At 42.5% G+C, this 17,884-nt stretch carries 13 protein-coding genes and 1 pseudogene; 7 read left to right on the top strand and 7 right to left on the bottom strand.

The features are described from left to right. The first annotated feature begins 102 nt into the window (after nt 1-102). The 6 genes and pseudogenes from ABUE36_RS03600 to ABUE36_RS03575 all read left to right on the top strand — a co-directional run bounded on the left by ABUE36_RS03600 (nt 103) and on the right by ABUE36_RS03575 (nt 9,824). Nucleotides 103-1,512 (top strand): sugar porter family MFS transporter, encoded by a 1,410-nt coding sequence (locus ABUE36_RS03600; protein WP_421017456.1) that lies wholly within the window; start codon nt 103-105, stop codon nt 1,510-1,512. Nucleotides 1,513-1,665: 153 nt separating this feature from the next. Next, nucleotides 1,666-3,063 carry a glycoside-pentoside-hexuronide (GPH):cation symporter gene (locus tag ABUE36_RS03595; protein ID WP_421017178.1) on the top strand — a complete coding sequence of 466 codons (1,398 nt, stop codon included), beginning with the start codon at nt 1,666-1,668 and terminating at the stop codon, nt 3,061-3,063. Between the two features lie 147 nt (nt 3,064-3,210). Beyond that, nucleotides 3,211-5,493: an alpha-xylosidase gene (gene yicI / locus ABUE36_RS03590; protein ID WP_421017177.1), complete on the top strand. Its 2,283-nt coding sequence runs from the start codon at nt 3,211-3,213 to the stop codon at nt 5,491-5,493. Between the two features lie 45 nt (nt 5,494-5,538). After that, nucleotides 5,539-6,999, top strand: a complete 1,461-nt coding sequence (locus ABUE36_RS03585; protein WP_421017176.1) for an MFS transporter — start codon at nt 5,539-5,541, stop codon at nt 6,997-6,999. A gap of 46 nt (nt 7,000-7,045) precedes the next feature. Beyond that, nucleotides 7,046-8,674, top strand: a pseudogene (locus ABUE36_RS03580) (glycoside hydrolase family 43 protein). Between the two features lie 94 nt (nt 8,675-8,768). After that, a complete protein-coding gene (locus ABUE36_RS03575) occupies nt 8,769-9,824 on the top strand; it encodes an aldose epimerase family protein (protein ID WP_421017175.1) in 1,056 nt (351 codons plus the stop codon). Between the two features lie 105 nt (nt 9,825-9,929). Here ABUE36_RS03575 and ABUE36_RS03570 read toward each other — a convergent pair whose 3' ends face one another. From ABUE36_RS03570 to ABUE36_RS03550, 5 genes are all read right to left on the bottom strand, one after another. Further along, nucleotides 9,930-10,490: a hypothetical protein gene (locus ABUE36_RS03570; protein WP_421017174.1), complete on the bottom strand. Its 561-nt coding sequence runs from the start codon at nt 10,488-10,490 to the stop codon at nt 9,930-9,932. Nucleotides 10,491-10,681: 191 nt separating this feature from the next. After that, complete coding sequence (locus ABUE36_RS03565; RefSeq protein ID WP_421017173.1) at nt 10,682-12,028, bottom strand: dihydrolipoyl dehydrogenase family protein; 1,347 nt, start codon at nt 12,026-12,028, stop codon at nt 10,682-10,684. A 24-nt stretch (nt 12,029-12,052) separates the two neighbouring features. Further along, complete coding sequence (locus tag ABUE36_RS03560; protein ID WP_421017172.1) at nt 12,053-12,346, bottom strand: hypothetical protein; 294 nt, start codon at nt 12,344-12,346, stop codon at nt 12,053-12,055. Between the two features lie 179 nt (nt 12,347-12,525). Then, nucleotides 12,526-13,959, bottom strand: coding sequence for an amino acid permease (locus ABUE36_RS03555; RefSeq protein WP_421017171.1), 1,434 nt, complete (start codon nt 13,957-13,959; stop codon nt 12,526-12,528). Nucleotides 13,960-14,321: 362 nt separating this feature from the next. After that, the gene (locus ABUE36_RS03550) at nt 14,322-14,906 is read right to left on the bottom strand and encodes a TMEM175 family protein (RefSeq protein ID WP_421017170.1); all 585 of its coding nucleotides are present in this window, start codon (nt 14,904-14,906) and stop codon (nt 14,322-14,324) included. A gap of 271 nt (nt 14,907-15,177) precedes the next feature. Here ABUE36_RS03550 and ABUE36_RS03545 point away from each other — a divergent pair, with 271 nt between their 5' ends. After that, nucleotides 15,178-15,951 carry a (S)-acetoin forming diacetyl reductase gene (locus ABUE36_RS03545; RefSeq protein ID WP_421017169.1) on the top strand — a complete coding sequence of 258 codons (774 nt, stop codon included), beginning with the start codon at nt 15,178-15,180 and terminating at the stop codon, nt 15,949-15,951. An 84-nt stretch (nt 15,952-16,035) separates the two neighbouring features. Here the strand turns inward: ABUE36_RS03545 and ABUE36_RS03540 are convergent, their stop codons facing one another. Then, nucleotides 16,036-16,806, bottom strand: coding sequence for an ABC transporter permease (locus ABUE36_RS03540; RefSeq protein WP_421017168.1), 771 nt, complete (start codon nt 16,804-16,806; stop codon nt 16,036-16,038). Between the two features lie 12 nt (nt 16,807-16,818). Beyond that, entirely contained in the window at nt 16,819-17,721 is a 903-nt protein-coding gene (locus tag ABUE36_RS03535) for an ABC transporter ATP-binding protein (RefSeq protein ID WP_161003981.1), read from the bottom strand. Nucleotides 17,722-17,884: the final 163 nt, after the last annotated feature.

Raw genomic sequence — 17,884 nt, 5'->3', positions numbered from 1 at the left:
ATTATCGTCAATCGAATTTATACTCTGCACTGTTAGTTGTTTAAGAACACTAACTCAAATCTTCTAACTAATAATCAACTTACAAACTTTCAAAACATATTAATTAGGAGAAATAACATGAGAAAAGTATCAACAGGCTTCGTCTATTTTTTCGGAGCACTTGGTGGTTTGCTCTTCGGTTATGATACTGGGGTTATCTCAGGTGCCATTCTATTTATTCAACGGCAACTGCACCTCGGTTCATGGCAACAAGGGTGGGTCGTTAGTGCCGTTCTGTTAGGTGCCGTTCTTGGTGCCGCTATTATTGGGCCAATGTCAGATCGCTTTGGCCGTCGCAAACTGGTTTTGCTTTCATCAATTATCTTTTTTGTCGGGGCATTAGGATCTGCGTTTTCCCCAGAGTTTTGGACATTAATCCTTTCCCGGATCATTTTAGGAATGGGTGTTGGTGCCGCATCAGCCTTAATCCCTACTTACTTAGCTGAATTGGCACCTGCTGATAAACGTGGTACTGTTTCAAGCCTCTTCCAGTTGATGGTTATGACTGGGATTTTGCTAGCCTACATCACTAACTACAGTTTCTCTGGCTTCTATACTGGTTGGCGCTGGATGCTTGGTTTTGCTGCTATTCCAGCCGCTATTCTCTTTCTTGGTGGTTTGTTACTGCCTGAAAGTCCTCGTTTCTTAGTTAAGAATGGTGACTTAGAAACTGCGACTGCCGTTCTGAATCAAATGAACCATAACGACCAGGACGCTGTCTCTAAAGAACTCGCTCAGATCAAACAACAAGCCGCTATCAAGAGTGGTGGTTGGCACGAGTTGTTTGGCAAAACAGTGCGTCCAGCTTTAGTCATTGGTGTTGGATTAGCTATTTTCCAACAAGTTATGGGGTGTAACACCGTGCTCTACTATGCGCCAACTATTTTCACCGACGTTGGTTTTGGTGTTTCGGCCGCTTTACTTGCTCACATTGGAATCGGAATTTTCAACGTTATCGTTACTGCTATTGCGGTCGCCATTATGGATAAAATTGACCGTAAAAAGATGCTAATCGGCGGTGGTATCGGGATGGGTGTCTCATTGCTCGTTATGAGCGTTGCAATGAAATTCTCACATGGATCATTTGCCGCCGCTGTCGTCTGTGTTCTTGCATTAACTATCTACATTGCTTTCTTCTCTGCCACTTGGGGTCCAGTTATGTGGGTCATGATTGGTGAAGTCTTCCCATTAAACATTCGTGGTTTAGGAAACTCCTTCAGTAGTGTCATTAACTGGGGTGCCAATATGATTGTTTCGCTTACTTTCCCACCATTGCTTAATTTCTTCGGCACTGGGAGTCTGTTCTTAGGCTACATGGCACTTTGTTTCGTTGCCATCTGGTTCGTTCACTCAAAGGTCTTCGAAACTCGTAACCGTTCTCTTGAGGAAATCGAAGCAACATTGCGTTCACGTTCCGGCGAAACTGAAACCGCTTCCGCTGACGTCAAAAATAATTCAAATACAGAAAATTAATAATATAAGGCCGTGATATGAATAGTTCAAAACGCAACCTGCATTGTGAAATGTACCGTTAGCTTTTTTCAAAGAGATCCCTGCTCTCTTCGTCCACTACTTATACCGCGGTCTTTCTAGCTACTCTATTAAATCAAAAAGGAAATTAATAAAATGGAAAATTCTGTAAAAAAAACACAGATAAGTGCAGATGGTAAATTGCCTTTCCGTGAAAAATTTGGGTGGGCCACAGGTGACTTTGCTCAAAATCTAATTTACACAACTATCTCAACTTATCTGTTGTTCTTTTATACCAACGTTTTTGGCCTAAGTGCCAGCGCTGCGGCAACAATGTTTTTAGTCGTTCGCCTTATTGATGCCATCAATGATCCTATTGTTGGAACATTTGTTGACAAGCATACAACCCGATTTGGTAAATATCGTGGCTATCTATTGTATATGTCAGTACCTTTAGCCGGATTAGCAATCCTTTGCTTCACTGTTCCCAGCTTTTCTGCAATGGGTCGGCTTGTTTACGCTTATGTCACTTACGTTGGCCTATCAGTTTTATACACGACCGTTAACATCCCTTATGGTTCGCTGAACGCCGCTATGACACGAAACAACAAGGAAATTGTTTCCATGACATCATTACGCATGGTGTTAGCCAATTTAGGTTCACTCACCGTTAGTTTCGGTGTGCCTATTTGTGTCAAATTGTTCTCAGGCGGAAGTTATTCAGGTCCTTCCTCTCAAATCGGTTGGTTCTGGACGATGGTCGTATATGGCATCGCCGGTGCTTTAATTCTTATTTATTGTTTCCACGAATCCGTTGAACGTATCACCATGAGTGGAGATCAATTAAATAATGTTCACGTTTCAGATTTATTTCACCAGCTCGTTATTAATGGACCGTTACGCACACTAGCAATCTTCTTTATCATTACGTTTGGCTTGATGTCCGTCGTAAATTCCGTTGGGGCTTACTACATGACTTATAACGCAGGTAATCCTGGCTTGATGCAATGGTATAACCTCCTCGGCACATTACCAGCCTTCATTGTGGTGCCGCTAACTCCTTGGCTAAACCGCAAGTTAGGCACACAAGTATTAATGCAAAGCAGTTTAGCATTATCAATCGTCGGCTTTGTCATGTTGTACTTTATTCCAGCAACCAATATTACTGGTACATTTATTGCCCGTGTTATTGAAGCGGCCGGCATTATCCTATCAACTGGTTTTCAGTGGGCTCTAGTACCACAAACAATTACTTACGGAGAATGGAAAACTGGAAAACGTGAGAACGGAATTATCAATGCCGTCATTGGTTTCTTCTTCAAGTTCGGGATGGCGCTTGGTGGCGTGATTCCAGGATATGTATTGGCAGCCTTCGGTTTTGCTGCTAATAAAACACAAACAGCTCATTCGCTTGAAGGTATTCGGATAACAACCACAATCGTACCAATTATCCTAACCGTCCTAGCAATGGTTGTCTTTGCTTTCTATCACCTGACAGATGACAAAGTTGAAAAGATGAATGAAGAAATTACGGCACGTGAAAGCGTAAAGTAATAGCTTATTTAATAGTTTTGGAGGCAGAAACGATGTTCTTCAAGAAAATCTTTAATCGACTATTTAACTGGGCCGCCCGCCCTCAAAAGGAACACCACTTTTATACACCACTATGGTGGTAATTAAATTTTAGGAGGAATCAATTTTATGAAATTCACCAATGGTTATTGGCTGACAAAAAATGGCTACACCATTAATTCACCTAAAGAAGTGTTTGACACAAAAATTGATGGCAACGTTTTAACAGCTTATTCACCCTACAATAAGATCAACACACGTAACGATGAATTAAACCTAGGTATGACAACCATCAAGTTCACCTCACCAATTGAAAACGTGATTGGCGTTAAACTCACTCATTTTGACGTAAACGATGACGGCCCTGATTACCAACTAAATGATGAACATCCTGATGTTCAAATTAATCAAGATCAAAAGAAAGTTACTTTTACATCAGGTAAACTGACAGCCACTTTGCCATTGCGGTCTGATTTTTCCATTAATTTCACTGATGACAAAGGAAACCTAATCACTAAATCAATGCCAAATGCCCAAGGTGAAATAACCGATACTGTTCATAACAAACATTACATGCGCGAACAACTATCAATGGATGTCGATGAACATGTTTATGGATTGGGTGAGCGTTTTACGCCATTTGTTAAGAATGGCCAATCAGTTGATACATGGAATCAAGACGGTGGTACCGGTAGCGAACAGGCTTACAAAAACATTCCCTTCTATATCACTGACAAAGGCTATGGCGTTTTCGTTGATGAATCTCAACGCGTCTCTTTTGAAATTGCCTCAGAAAACGTTGATCGGGTTCAGTTCAGTACTGAAGGCCAGTCATTAACTTACTATGTTATCTACGGTCCATCGCCTAAAGAGATCCTGAATAAATACACACGTTTAACCGGCAAGATTAAATTACCGCCAGCATGGTCATTCGGACTATGGTTGTCGACTTCATTTACAACGGACTATTCTGAAGAGACTGTCATGAAGTTTATCGATGGGATGGCAGAACATCACATTCCATTGGATGTTTTTCACTTTGATTGCTTCTGGCAAAAGGGATTTGAGTGGTGCACCTTGGAGTGGGACAAAGAAAAGTTTCCTGATCCAGTTGGCCTAATCAAAAAGATTCACGATCGTGGCATCAAAGTTTGTGTCTGGCTGAATCCGTATATCGCTCAAAAATCTCCGCTATTTGAGGAAGGCAAAAAGAATGGCTACTTCATCAAACGAAAAGACGGCAATGTATGGCAATGGGATTTATGGCAAGCCGGCAATGGATTTGTCGATTTCACCAACCCTGACGCAGTCAAGTGGTATCAGGACAAATTAAAATCTCTTCTGGATATGGGTGTGGACTGTTTCAAGACCGATTTTGGTGAACGAATTCCTGTCGATGATGCAGTCTTCTTCGATGGCTCCAATCCACAGCAAGAACACAACTATTACACACTGCAATATAATCAGGCCGTTTACGATGTGCTCGCCCAAGAAAAAGGCGAACACGAGGCTGTTGTCTTTGCACGTTCAGCCACCGTTGGATCGCAAAAACTACCAGTTCACTGGGGTGGTGATAACTTATCTCGCTATAATTCCATGGCTGATTCACTTCGTGGCGGCTTGTCCTTCCTAGTTTCCGGATTTGGGTTCTGGAGCCATGACATTGGTGGGTTTGAAGAAAAAGCAACTCCAGACATTTACAAACGTTGGACTCAATTTGGTTTGTTGTCCTCACACAGCCGTTACCATGGCAGTGTCCAATATCGTGTCCCATGGTTATTCGATGATGAGGCGGTCGCTGTTACTAAGAAATTTGTCGATTTAAAATTATCGTTAATGCCTTATCTATACCAAGAAGCAGTTAACACATCGACTGTAGGCACACCTTTAATGAGACCCGTCTTTCTTGAATTTCCGGAAGATCCAAACACTGCTTATCTTGATAAAGAGTACATGTTTGGTAGTAAGCTGTTGGTCGCACCAGTCTTTAACGACCAAGGTAAAGTTCACTTCTATATTCCTGAAGGAAAATGGACTAGCCTGTTAAACGAAAAACGCTATGTATCCGATAAAAATGGTCAGTGGGTCGATGAAACATTTGATCACTTGAATTTACCGCTACTTGTTCGTGGCAACAGTATTTTATTAAGAAAGCCAAACGTTCAACATGCAGATTATGACTACACAGACGCTCCAGACATCAACCTCTACGAAATTGAAGATGGTGAAGTTTCAACAGCTGTCGTTGACCACCTTGGAAATACAGCAGGTTCCGTAACCGTCGAGCGTAAAGGTAATAATTTTAAAGTTTCCGCAACTGGCCTGCATGGTGATTCAACCATCAATGTTCATGAAAATGGTGTTATTAAAACCTTTACTCTCTCGGGATCCAATACGAGCTTCTCTTTGTAACAACCGTTTTCTGTATTAATACAAAAAACAATGGAGGATAAACGAATGGATACACAAAATAAGGAAAACTCGCATGACAATGAGTTTGCGAAGCTTTCCTGGCGTGGGCGCATCAGCTATGGTGCTGGTGACTTAGCGCAAAACTTAATTTTCGGGACAGTCGGTTCCATGTTGCTGTTCTACTTAACAACTGTTTACGGTATTTCTGCTGCCGTCGGTGCAACAATTTTCCTGGTCGTTCGTTGGGTTAATGTCTTTTGGGATCCTTGGGTCGGCGCTTTCGTCGACAAACGTAATCCGAAGCTTGGTAAATACCGTCCCTACCTCATTTACTTTGGTATCCCACTAACGATTTTGGCAGCGCTTTTATTCCTGCCTATCCCTTCTCTGCGAGGAAACATCCCCTACGCGTTTATTTCCTACTTAGCAACGGCGTTAGTTTACTCGTTTGTTAACATCCCCTATGGCGCGCTGAACGCATCATTGACACGGGACAATCAAGAAGTTTCAACCTTGACGACAGTCCGGATGACAGAAGCTAACATTGGTAACCTGTTGGTTTACACTTTCCTGCCGCTCTTTGTTCAACTCGCCTCTCCTAATCCACAATCTAAGGATATCGGATTCTTCGGCATTCACATGAATTTAGGTAACTATGCCGCCGCTGGTGCTGGTCCCGCCTACTTTAAAGTAATGAGCATTTACATGGTGATTGGGTTCATTTTGTTAATGTGTACTTTCTTTGGGATTAAGGAACGGGTCCTGCCCACTAAAAAAGAAACTGCATCCGTTAAATATTCAGATTTGTTTGCTGAAATCAAACGTAACAAACCCTTGCAGATTCTTGGTTTATTCTTCCTGATTGGTTTTACATTCATGTTTTTTGGCAATACTGTATGGCCATTTTACATGCAGTACAACATTGGTCATCCAGAATGGATGGCATCTATTAACCTAATCGGATCAATTCCTGGTATCTTCCTTGTCTTTCTCTGGCCAATCGTTCGTAAACACATTGGTAAGAAACAATTCTTCTATCTCTTCTTAACCTTATTCATCATCGGCCAATTAATTTTGTGGGTATGGAGCTTCCCAGCATTTAAGAACGCCGTCTTATTAGGTTATGTAGGTCGTTTCTTGATGCAATGGGGCATTACTGCCGCCACTGGTTATATGTGGTCATTGGTTCCGGAAGTTGTCTCATACGGTGAATATACGTCGCACAAACGGGTTGCCGGCATTATCAACGCAATCATGGGACTATTCTTCAAAATCGGTTTAGCCCTCGGTGGTATTATCCCCGGCTATATCAACGCATTTACTAACTTTAACGGAAAGCATGCCACCCAAAGTGCTTCGGCATTAACTGGGATTCAATGGTCGATGATTTGGTTACCAATTATCTTGGCCGTCGTTGCAATGTGGATTATGAGCAAATACCCGTTATCAGATCCTGAAGTTGAAAAAATCAATAAAGAGATTGATGCGTTGCATCACCAAAACTAATCCGAATTAAAAATTAGTATTTAAAAAATAAAGGAGCAAAAACATCATGAAAATTCAAAATCCTGTACTGCCTGGCTTTAATGCCGATCCTAGCATGATTCGTGTCGGTGATACGTACTATATTGCCAATTCAACGTTTGAATGGTTTCCCGGTGTTCGTTTACACGAATCAAAAGACATGGTGCACTGGAACTTGTTACCATCTCCATTATCCACAACGACTTTACTGGATATGAAAGGCAACCCTGCTTCAGGCGGTATTTGGGCACCAGATTTATCATATGCTGATGGCAAGTTCTGGCTCATCTATACAGACGTAAAAATCACTGAAGGTGCCTTCAAGGATATGACCAATTACCTCACCACGGCAACGGATATCCGTGGGCCATGGACTGATCCAATCAAGGTTAATGGTGTTGGCTTTGATGCATCTCTATTCCACGACAAAAATGGTCGGAAATATCTTGTTCAACAAACATGGGATCACCGCGAATACCGTCATCCATTTAACGGGATCACCCTGACAGAATTTGATACTTCAACAATGAAACTGATGCCTAAAACGGCTCGTACCATCTATCGTGGCACTGATGTGAAATTGGTCGAAGGTCCACACCTGTACAACATCGACAATCAATATTATCTGTTTGCCGCTCAAGGTGGAACTGTCTTCACTCATGAAGAAGTTGTCGCACGCTCTCAAACACTCGATGCGGATAGCTTTGAATCTGAACCAGATGGTCCATTCATCACTAACTTTGATACACCAGACTTTTATCTACAAAAACAAGGCCATGGCGCACTTGTAAACACGCCAAGTGGCGAATGGTATTACGCATCATTAGTATCCCGTCCTTGGAACCACAAAAACGAATCTAGTCATGACCCACGCGGGTGGAGCACATTAGGTCGCGAAACTTCTATTCAGCAAGTTTCATGGGATGAAAATGGCTGGCCTCGAGTCGTTGGCGGACATGGTGGCCAAGTTGAAGTCAATGCTCCAAAAGATGCCATTCCAACTGAAGCACCCGCTGACAACTCACAACATGATGACTTCTCAAGTGAGAAGCTTGACTTAAACTGGAACACGCTGCGAATTCCATTCGACGCCAATATGGGGACTGTCGGCGATGGTAAACTCACCCTGATTGGTCATGATTCACTAGCTAGCGATTTCAATGTGTCAATGATTGCCCGCCGTTGGCAAGCGTTTAACTTCAACGCTCAGGTAAAAGTGACGTTTGATCCATTCACTTAGCAACAAATGGCTGGTTTAACTAACTTCTACAATGATAACCACTGGTCTTGGGTATTCGTGACCCTCGACGATCAGAAGCGACGTGTTATTGAAGTTGCCGAAAACAACCGCGACACGTACACATCTTATCTTAAGGACGATGCCATCGTAATTCCTGACGGCACAGAAGCTGTTTGGTTCCGTACTCAGGTTCGTAAGGACCATTACAGTTATGACTACTCATTTGACGGCACGACTTGGCATAACATTCCTGTTGAGTTAGACGCTGCTGTATTATCGGATGACTATGTTCTTCAAACTTATGGTGGTTTCTTCACTGGTGCGTTCGTTGGACTCGCTGCCGTCGATTATGCTGGCTATGAACAACCAGCAACATTCAATGACTTTGACTATAAAGAGTTACCAGAAACAAAATAATGAGATACACGAAGAGGCCAATCATCACCATTCAATGAGGATAATGGCCTCTTTTGTGCATTATCAATAAATACACTAAAAAGAGGACTGCAATATGACACAATCTACAAAAGCATTACTTACTGATTTTGATAACTGTCGTGGTCAACGTGTTCAAAAGTTGTCACTCACAAATAGTCACGGTGTAACTCTGTCAGTCTTAACACTAGGAGCCACTTTATATGAAATCAATGTTCCTGATACTGAAGACCAGCCACATAATCTGGTCTTAAACTACCCACATAGTGAAGACTATCTAGCCAATCCATTTTACGTTTGCATGGCGATTGGGCGCACAGCGGGTCGAATCTCAAAAGGACAATTTTCAATCAATGGTCGCCCTGTCACAGTACCAACCAACGAGGGCCATAACACATTACATGGAGGACCTCATGGCTTTAATACGGTCATTTGGGATGGGCAATTCGATTACTCATCGACAACCCCCACGATTGCCATGCATCATAAGTTTACTTCACAAGACGACGGTTTCCCAGGTGACTCAGATGTTACAATTCATTACGCACTAACGGATGACAACCGTGTCAAAATAAGCTTCACTGGTCAATCTGATCAATTTACACCGTTCAATCCAACTGTCCACACTTATTTCAATCTTGGCGATCAAAATTCGATTGAAGAACATTTTCTTCAAATCAACAGTACACAGCGATTGGTCTTGAATTCCGAAAAACTCCCAACCGGTGAATTTGAGGAATTAGCCAACACACCTTATGATTTTGAAAGACCAACGCCTCTTAAGGCAGCAATCAATGGTCTTCAGTCAATCCCTGAACGTGGACTGGATGATGTCTACAAAGTGGAACCAACGCGTAATGACCAAGTCATTGCGACATTGACAGATCCTAAAACTCACCGATCAGTAACTCTACATTCAGCAAGAAACGGCTTAGTTGTCTTTACCGCCAATAGTTTTACTCATGACAATATGAACTTCAAGAGAACAGGCGGGTATGGCACCCCCTATCTTGGCGTGGCTCTGGAGGCTCAGGCACTGCCAGACAGCATGAACCACCCACAGTTTGGTGACGTTATGCTGACACCAGAAAAACCTCAGACGCATGAAATCACTTATCAATTATCTTTCTAAGATTAGTGTTTTAATCAATTTAGATTATCAGAATACAAAACGCACACCGAGAATCCTATTACAGGAAAACTTCGGTGTGCGTTTCTTCATCCACATTTCAATTGATTAGTCGGTCGCTTCAATCTTACCGACCGCAATCGGCAAGGTGACGTGTGCATCGTAAGGGCCGACCACACCAGCAACTGTGTCTGGTAATTCAAGGCTTTCTGGCACACCATGAACGTAGATGACCCGTTTGTCTAACTGTAAGTCGGTTGTGCCAAACGCTGACTTAAACTGTTGCCGTAATTCGTCAAGTGGAACCGTCTTTTCGTAAACAAAGTGACCATCGCCATCTGATACGGGATACGTATCGTTTGGAATTGCCATCTTTTCGGGTGCAGCATCAAACGGCACCATTGTTGTCCCAGATACTGGTTCCGTCTCAGGTAAATCTACGAAACCATCACCATTGGCATCCTGTGCCGCCGTCGCAATGGCGGCTATCTTGCCTTCTGGAAAACCGTGGAAATGTTCCCAATGTTGTGTATTAGCCGGCGTATCAAACATTTCAATTTTGATTGTTAATGTATCCTCGTTCTCTGTAAACTCTGCTGTCCCGTGTGGTGCAGAACCAATCTTTGCTTCATTTAGAGAAACAATCTTCGCTGCGTAATGTTTTGCCATCTTTAACACCCTCCATATTAATGTTGTTTGTTAGAACACCTTTATTATTAAACTAAATTGTGCAAAATTAAGTTGATATACATCAAGGAAAGCAAAATTATTCAAAAAAACACTGTATCTTGTCGAAATGGAAAATGACTAGACACAGCGTCTTTTAGATTGTATGTGAACTTTTTTAACTACTTTAATTTTTAAACTAACAGAGCCGGTATCTTCGCAATTAAACTCGGAAAAGCATACGCCACTGTTTCTTTCATCTTTGCTTCATTAAGTTTGAATCCAATGACCGTCGCAAAATCATTAATATCGTCAGCCGCCTGTTGACCGACTTCTGATGCGCCAACTAATTGATGTTTTTCATCGAACACTAAGGTAGCCCGTGCTAAGTCATCCCCAGCACCGAGATAGTCAAAGTTCTGATCGAACTTCACTTCCTTAACACTGTACTTTGCTGGATTAGCTTTAGCAGTCGCCACGCTAACACCCGTTTGCGCAATTTCAGGATACGTAAACGCAATGGATGCAGCCAACGGATAAACAAGTGGTTCGTCTGTCCCTGCTTCTAACTGCTTCACAATATAGCGTCCCTCCAAATTACTGTACGGTGCCAGTTTTAGCGCAACAGCGGGGTCTTTTGATACCACATCACCAGCCGCATAAACACCAGACACATTGGTCCGCATGTGATCGTCCACCAGGATTCCATGGCGATCAAACTTGATCCCGGCCTGGTCCAAATTCAACGACTCTACGTTTGACACACGCCCGGTGACATTAACCACATAATCCGCGTCAAAATGACTACCTGTGCTGGTTTCTACACGATAACTATTACCTTGCTTTGTGACCGCCTTAACCGGCTCATTGAAGTGGAAGTTAATACCGCGCTTAGCCATCTCATCCACTACGACTTTTACATGCTCTGCATCAAACGCTCCGAGTGCACGATCCAAGCCTTCTACGATATCTACTTGTGCACCAGCTGTGTGGAGGACCGTTGCCAGTTCTAAACCAATGTAACCCGCACCAATGAAGACAACATGCTTAGGCAATGTTGCGAGGTTAAACACATCCTCGTTCGTCTTTAAATATTCAGCACCGGGTATTGGTAGTGAGTTAGCACGTTCACCAGTTGCAACAATAATCGTTTTAGCCGTGTATGTCTCATCATTGACACTAACCGTATGTGCATCAACAAATGAACCGGTGCCATGAACGACATCGAACCCAGAACGTTCAAAATCACGTTTAGCAATTTCTGAATAGGGTTTAAAAGCTGCCTGTTTGGCGGCCATCAATTGTTTCCAATCAACAGTTGGTTCACCAGCAACACCACGATCAGCAAGCTTTCGCGCGGTTAAGATTGTCTTGATTGTACCTTCAAGAAAAATCTTTGGTTCACACCCTGTGTTTGGACATGTACCCCCATAAGTATCCGATTCAATCACTAAAACACGCTTATGGCTCGCAATTAAATCAGGCTGAGCACCTGTAATGACCGGTCCAGAACCAATAAAAATATAATCGTAAGTTTTCATTTCTCTCTCCCTAAATCTCGTTGCTTACGCGATTGTATAGATTCGAACTTCAGGATCGCCTTCGAACTGAGCACTCAGTTCCTTAAATACATGTTGGGTAAATAAATCGCTTTTAAGGTAAGCGGCAGCATCTTCCGCATTGTCAAAACCGTGCTGAACTTGTACATCCTCGTCACGGATCAACAGCTCCTTTGATGACGTAGCACCCTTGATGTTGTTTAAAAATGGTTCCTTGTATTTGGTGTACACATTCGCTGCAGCCTCGCGGTTTTCATTAGCGACATGCATTGTGACTTGTAAATATGCTTTTGTTGTCATGTGATGATCTCCTTGTAAAAAGTAAGTTATTGAATACATTTATCGTTATACCCAATAAGGTATTTTTATACAAGTGTTTTGCTCAACCTTTTTTGAAAGATATTACTTAAAAGCGCCTCAATTCAGCAACATGTGCGAATTGAGACGCTTTTGATTTTTAATAAAACATCATATGAACTTTACTTATTTTTATTCTCATATGGCGCATGTTTATATTCACCTGGTTCAGTTTTCGACTTGCCTGTCCAGCGACGTACAAAAAATAGTAGACTGAGCAAGCCTAACACGCCGAAACCAATGCTGACAGAAATGCGTGTATCTGGGTTGATGAACATAAAGATCACCACCAGAATCAACGCAAAAATCGTAAAGTAGTTTGAATATGGATACCATGGCATCTTAAACGGATGAGTCGCCATCACTTCTGGGTTGGCGTGGCGGAAACGCAATTCAGATAACAGAATAACAAACCATGGCACCATCCCTGGTAACACACTTGAACTATAAACCAAAACGAAGATGTTAGCCGTCGCATGATTCACAACAGACAATAATGTGTTCAAAATCAGGCCAATCAAAATACCAGCGGAAATACACAGGGTTGCGCGTAATGGCACCTGACGACGTGATAATTTACCCAGTCCACGATACGTTTCACCATCGCGAGCTAGTTTATACAACATTCGACTGGAACTATAAATACCTGAGTTGGCACCGGACATCGCCGCCGTCAGCACAACAAAGTTAATAATTCCTGCCGCACCGGCAATTCCGACCTTAGAAAACGTTTCAACAAACGGTGATCCCAATGCAGCCAAGTGATTCCACGGATAAATCGTCACGATAACAAAGATTGCGCCGATATAGAAAATCAGGATCCGCCAAACAATCGACTTAACAGAGGATACGATGGCTTTTTGCGGATCAGCGGCCTCACCAGCAGTAATTCCTAGGACCTCAATCCCCTGATACGATCCAATAATCACAGACATGGCAAAAATGAAGCCGCGAATACCACCAGTAAAGAACCCACCATGAGACCACAGATTACTTAAACCTAGTGGGTGCCAATGGTTTCCCAGGCCAGCGAAGATAACAAGCACGCCCAAAACGATCATCAAAATAATCGTGACCACTTTAATCATCGCAAAGTAAAATTCCAAAGTGCCGTACGCGCGTGCGGATGCTAAGTTTGCCAACGTCAAAAGAACAATCACAACTACCCCAGCAATCCAATCAGGCAGGTTCGGCCACCAGTAATGCAAGTACTGACCGACCGCAATCACTTCACTGATTCCGACGACTATGTACTGAAAGACATTGCTCCACTTGGTCAAATAGCCAGCCAACGGATGAATGTAATTCGTTGCGTAGTCAGCAAACGAACCAGTCGTGGGGTTCACATAGATCATTTCACCAAGTGCACGCATAACTAGATATAACAGCAGTCCAACGAATGCATATGCAAACACAACGGACGGTCCAGTCCATTTAATAGTTGACGTTGATCCCAAGAACAACCCAACGCCGATGGTTCCCCCAAGGGCAATCATCTGCATTTGATTCGACGATAACGATCGTTTTAACTCACCTTTTGGCTCTGACTCACTCATATGAATCTCCTCCTGATTTGGTCGAACTTTTACCGTGTTACTGCACCACTTTAATAAAAAAGGCCAGCCACGATGTCCTTTGACAGACACCTTGGCTGGCCACTTTTGCGATAATCAACAACTACCACAAAAGCCCCAGCCACGTCATTGTGGTTGAGGTTGTGGTAGTTGTGTTGAGGTTAGCGCCATTAACTTGATTTAAGTTTGAATATTTCATTTTGGCGCCTCCTCATCGTTTTTTCCTTGATTTGTAAGTTACCACTCATAACTAAACATTGCAACTGAAAATTCTTAACGACCAGTACCAAACCATCGTTTAACCACTGGAAAAAATAAGTGTGCTTTCGTTCAGTCCCATATATTTAAGCTGATAACTGCCGACTCCGATGACGGTTGGATATAATTTGGATTATCACTGTCACAATCGGCGTCAACATGCCAATCTCTGGAATCACAAAAATCAACGCGGTCGCCACAACTGTCCAAATGATATTACTCGTCAACATCACGCTACCAGCCTGCCGTTTGATAAACTCTTTCATTTCTGGGACGTCTCGGTTCTCACGAATAATGAGAAACGACATTAACTGGGCAGAAAGTAGCCACAATAGCGCAACCATTAAGTAGACGAGCTCTGCACCCCAGTAACGTGGAAAACGGCCAACAAACGCCGTGGTCACTGGTAGAAAAGAGAGCACGAAGAGCCACACACAAACGCCAATGAAACCACCAAGTTTGACCCGTTTAATTGCCAAAAACATCCCGTGTTGCACATACCAACTGAACATGACCAAAATGAACGTCATCAAATACGAAAACGCCATCCGCCACTCACTGAAAAACATTTTTAAACTTGGCTCATCTGGCACCTTAATTTCCAAGATCAGTACCGTTAATACAATCGCAATAATAGCATCAATAAATGCTTCAACCCGACTCTTGTTCATATAGTCATCCTCCAAGATAAATTAATCATAAGCGTTTTACACGAGTTAAACACGAATAAAAACGCAGACATCACTAATTTCTTTTCAGTAATTGTCTACAATCACACAAAAAACCACAGCTGATTTTAGTTACATTTTCAAGGCACACTAAGGTGAATTTCCCGCATATTCTCGGTTTGTTCGCAAACGTCACACCGTCGATGCAATTGTTTGCTTTTCCCGACTTTATTCAGTATTCTGCCTGTGTAACATACTTTAAGGAGGCATTATCATGGCTAATAAGGTTGCAATGGTAACGGGTGGGGCACAAGGAATCGGTGAGGCAATCATAAAACGACTATCAAACGATGGCTTCTCGGTTGCTGTAGCTGATTTAAACCTAGAACGCGCACAAAAAGTCGCCAATGATGTTAACGACGGCGGTGGTAAAGCAATCGCAGTTAAATTAAATGTCGCAGAACGTGACGAATTCTCACAGGCTGTTAATGACGTTGATAGTCAACTTGGCGGCTTTGACGTTCTTGTTAATAACGCTGGGCTTGGACCAACAACACCTATCGAAACAATCACACCTGAACAATTTGACACTGTATATCACGTCAATGTTGCCGGTGACTTGTGGGGAATTCAAGCCGCTATCAAACAGTTTAGATCATTGGGTCATGGCGGTAAAATCATCAATGCTACCTCGCAAGCTGGTGTCGTTGGTAACCCTAACCTTGCACTTTACAGTGGTACAAAGTTTGCCGTCCGTGGTATTACACAGGTTGCGGCGCGTGATTTAGCCAAGGATAACATTACGGTCAACGCTTATGCGCCAGGAATCGTTAAAACGCCGATGATGATGGACATTGCCCATCAAGTTGGTCAGAACGCTGGTAAAGACGATGAATGGGGAATGCAAACCTTTGCAAAAGATATTACCCTAGGCCGGTTGTCTGAACCTGAAGATGTTGCAGCAGCGGTATCATTTCTCGCCGGTCCGGATTCAGATTACATTACTGGGCAAACGATAGAAGTGGACGGTGGCATGCAGTTCCATTAAAAGACAATATAAAGGCTCAGGGATTATTGACTGGTGTTATAACCAGTGATAATCTCTGAGCCTTTTAATTAATTCTATTTCAGCTTAAACATTACGCTTCCGGAATAGCAGTAAACCAATGCACAAGAATAATGCAATATATCCGACATTGCCCCAAAACAACTGTACATCTGACAAGCGTGTCAGTTTGGACAGACTCGGTTCGAGAACCTGTGAACCGTAGTTTAAAAAGTTGATGGGATTCCACTTCAGCCATTCGTGACTATGAATCAAAATAAACATCACGCTACTTACAATGTTTAAAACAAAGTACCCCAAAATACCAACAGAAATGGCAACGGCCGAACTCTTAAACAATGTGGCTAACAAAAATACCAAACTAATCAGAAGCCATAACGTTAACAATCCAGCCCCAAGGTTAGCCAACCAATCCTGCCAAATATCATTGTTATAACCAGTACCCGTCAATGAAAACTTATCGTTCACAAAAACGAGTTTGGCAATCAACGATAATACAGCAGTCATGACATACAAGTACAGTGAGTAAGTTAAAATGACAAGCCACTTGCTAACTAGAATCATGCTTCGCGAATAACGCTGTGATACAACTGTTTTAATTGTGCCATACTGAAATTCCATCGTGACAATTGAGGCAGCAGCCGCAATTAAGAAAAACATGATAAACGTTGTAGAAGCAAAATTAGTTGTAAACAAACCTGATGCTGAGAAATACTTCGGTTGCAATCGACTAGTCAGTGCAAACCCGAAAACAATCAGCGCCAGTACAATGGAAATCCATAAGGTACTTTTCTTTTTCAATAATTTAAACGATTCCTGTTTATATAACGTCCACATACTACCGCCTCCTTATTTCTGATCCTCTGACTCAAGCAACTTTAAAACCGATCCCTCAAGATCCTCATCCTGATGTTGAACATCAGTCACGGTAACCTGATTGTCAGATAATGTTTTCAACACATCTGCAACTGCGTCATCCGTTTTGGTTTGAATCTTCACTTCAACGTCACCAACCAGCTTATAACCTGCCTCGGACAAGACCTGTTTGGCTTTCACATCATCAGTTGTTGAGACCACGACAAAATGATTGTTGGACTCCAGTAAAGCATCCATTGTTGTTTCCTGAACAATTTTACCGTGATCGATAATAATCAAGTCCTCGGCCAACTTCTGCAGTTCACTTAAGATATGACTCGAAATCAAGAAAGTGACGCCTTCATCACGTTTAGCAATAATCAAATCACGAAGTTCCTTCGTCGCTTGCGGATCCAACCCGTTCATTGGCTCGTCCAAAATAACTAACTTTGGATCATTTAAGAAAGCCATGGCAATACCCAACTTTTGCTTCATTCCCAGCGAGTAACTGCGAGCCTTCGTATCAATGTATTTATTCATATTCAACGCGTCAACTAATGCCTGAATGTCCTGAGTATTTTTGTTACCCATGGCAAATAACTTCAAGTGGTCACGGCCACTTAAATATGGATAAATACCAGGATATTCAATCAAAGCGCCTACCTCATCCAATACTGGATGGTGGTCAAATGTACTCTTCTGACCGTCAATCGTAACCTCACCTGTCGATGACGTCAGGCTCAAAACGGCCTTCATAATTGTCGTTTTCCCTGCCCCGTTTGCACCGACCAAACCAACGATTCGTCCGGATTGGCACGAAAATGAAATTTTATGTAAGACCTGTTTGCGGCCAAACGACTTATTCAGATTCTTAACTGTTAACACTGCTTCTGCCATTCGTTTCACTCCTCTGCATGTATGTTTTCTACAACTTCTCCCCACACTGAAATGCCACCTACGGACCTTCTGTGTTGATGATAGTTTACCATATCGCAACCGCTAACATGAATGTAATCAACTCATAACAAAAGGCTGTTGCACACTTTTCAATGCACAACAG

The sequence above is a fragment of the Furfurilactobacillus cerevisiae genome (genome assembly GCF_048961765.1).
Classification (GTDB): Bacteria; Bacillota; Bacilli; order Lactobacillales; family Lactobacillaceae; genus Furfurilactobacillus; species Furfurilactobacillus milii_A.
Note: the sequence above shows the minus strand (reverse complement) of the source record. Positions and strands in the feature narration are given on the sequence as shown.

Bases quoted from the DNA above. Each gene is read 5' to 3' on its own strand.
- ABUE36_RS03595 (WP_421017178.1), top strand. From the start codon at position 1,666: ATGGAAAATTCTGTAAAAAAAACACAGATAAGTGCAGATGGTAAATTG.
- yicI (WP_421017177.1), top strand. From the start codon at position 3,211: ATGAAATTCACCAATGGTTATTGGCTGACAAAAAATGGCTACACCATT.
- ABUE36_RS03585 (WP_421017176.1), top strand. From the start codon at position 5,539: ATGGATACACAAAATAAGGAAAACTCGCATGACAATGAGTTTGCGAAG.
- ABUE36_RS03575 (WP_421017175.1), top strand. From the start codon at position 8,769: ATGACACAATCTACAAAAGCATTACTTACTGATTTTGATAACTGTCGT.
- ABUE36_RS03570 (WP_421017174.1), bottom strand. From the start codon at position 10,490: ATGGCAAAACATTACGCAGCGAAGATTGTTTCTCTAAATGAAGCAAAG.
- ABUE36_RS03565 (WP_421017173.1), bottom strand. From the start codon at position 12,028: ATGAAAACTTACGATTATATTTTTATTGGTTCTGGACCGGTCATTACA.
- ABUE36_RS03560 (WP_421017172.1), bottom strand. From the start codon at position 12,346: ATGACAACAAAAGCATATTTACAAGTCACAATGCATGTCGCTAATGAA.
- ABUE36_RS03555 (WP_421017171.1), bottom strand. From the start codon at position 13,959: ATGAGTGAGTCAGAGCCAAAAGGTGAGTTAAAACGATCGTTATCGTCG.
- ABUE36_RS03550 (WP_421017170.1), bottom strand. From the start codon at position 14,906: ATGAACAAGAGTCGGGTTGAAGCATTTATTGATGCTATTATTGCGATT.
- ABUE36_RS03545 (WP_421017169.1), top strand. From the start codon at position 15,178: ATGGCTAATAAGGTTGCAATGGTAACGGGTGGGGCACAAGGAATCGGT.
- ABUE36_RS03540 (WP_421017168.1), bottom strand. From the start codon at position 16,806: ATGTGGACGTTATATAAACAGGAATCGTTTAAATTATTGAAAAAGAAA.
- ABUE36_RS03535 (WP_161003981.1), bottom strand. From the start codon at position 17,721: ATGGCAGAAGCAGTGTTAACAGTTAAGAATCTGAATAAGTCGTTTGGC.